Consider the following 1,116-nt stretch of genomic DNA (forward strand, 5'->3'; position numbering starts at 1 on the left):
AGAAGTCGCCGTTTTCGCCGACGGTTTGCTGCTGAATTTCGGAATTCGAGATCAGCGACGCGATTGGTTCGATTTTCTTGCCCTGAAGGGCCGTGTAAGCGGGTCTCTCGACCCACTTTGACCGCTCAAGGACGCACCTGTGCCATGAGCCGCTCGCGGCTCATGTAGATGTTGCTCAACGCCAGTGCGGTGAAGGCGCGCGTGGCATTCTTGGCCAGGCCGCGATAGCGCACCTTGACGAAACCCCATAGCCGCTTGACCACCGCAAAGACGTGCTCGACCCGGGCACGTATCTTCGACTTGTTGCGGTTCTTCGAGCGTCTGGCCTCATCGACTTCATCACTGCGCTTGCGCACACGCTGGTTGGTAAAGTCCTTTGCGTGCGGTGCCTTGCTGGCGATGAGTTCCTTCTGGCTCGCATAGGCGCTGTCACCGTACACACGCCGCTCGGCGCCATGCAGCAAAGTCGGCAGCGGATGCTTGTCATGCACGTTCGCAGCGCTCACTACCGCGCTGTGTGCCAGTCCCGTCTGGCTATCCACACCGATGTGCAGCTTCATCCCGAAGTACCACTGCTGGCCCTTCCTCGTCTGATGCATTTCCGGGTCTCGCGCCTTGTCCGCGTTCTTCGTGGAACTGGGGGCACCGATGATGGTGGCATCCACGATGGTGCCGGTGCCAACCTTCAGGCCACGCCCTTGCAGTACGTCGCCGACCTTGGCAAACAACTGCTCGCCGAGCTTGTTGCGCTCCAGCAGTCTGCGGAACTTCAACAGCGTCGTGCCATCGGGAACCCGCTCGCGCCCCAGGTCAATCCCAACGAATCGCCGCAATGCGGTGCTGTCCAGCAGCGCCTCCTCGCACGCTTCATCCGCCAGGTTGAACCAGTGCTGCACAAAGTGCATGCGCAGCATGCGCTCCAGACCCACTGGCGGGCGTCCGCCTTGACCCTTCGGATAGTGCGGCTCGACAACCTCGCACAACTGCGTCCACGGCACGATCTGCTCCATCGTCTCAAGGAACACATCGCGTTTGGTTGGCCGACGGTACTGTTCAAATCCGGCGCCTTGATCGGCCGCTATCGCAAGGGTCTGTTGTTTCATCCGGATTTAACGA

General features: G+C 60.5%; 1 protein-coding gene. It reads right to left on the reverse strand.

Features of this window, described 5'->3' with window-relative positions; genetic code table 11:
* Nucleotides 1-125: 125 nt before the first annotated feature.
* Nucleotides 126-1,103 carry an IS5 family transposase gene (locus tag HV670_RS30080; protein ID WP_175108554.1) on the reverse strand — a complete coding sequence of 326 codons (978 nt, stop codon included), beginning with the start codon at nucleotides 1,101-1,103 and terminating at the stop codon, nucleotides 126-128.
* Between the last annotated feature and the right edge of the window lie 13 nt (nucleotides 1,104-1,116).

Origin of the sequence: Pararobbsia alpina (assembly GCF_902859895.1) — a bacterium.
Classification (GTDB): domain Bacteria; phylum Pseudomonadota; class Gammaproteobacteria; order Burkholderiales; family Burkholderiaceae; genus Pararobbsia; species Pararobbsia alpina.

Excerpts from the sequence above, each read along its gene's own strand:
- HV670_RS30080 (WP_175108554.1), bottom strand. The coding sequence starts at position 1,103 with ATGAAACAACAGACCCTTGCGATAGCGGCCGATCAAGGCGCCGGATTT.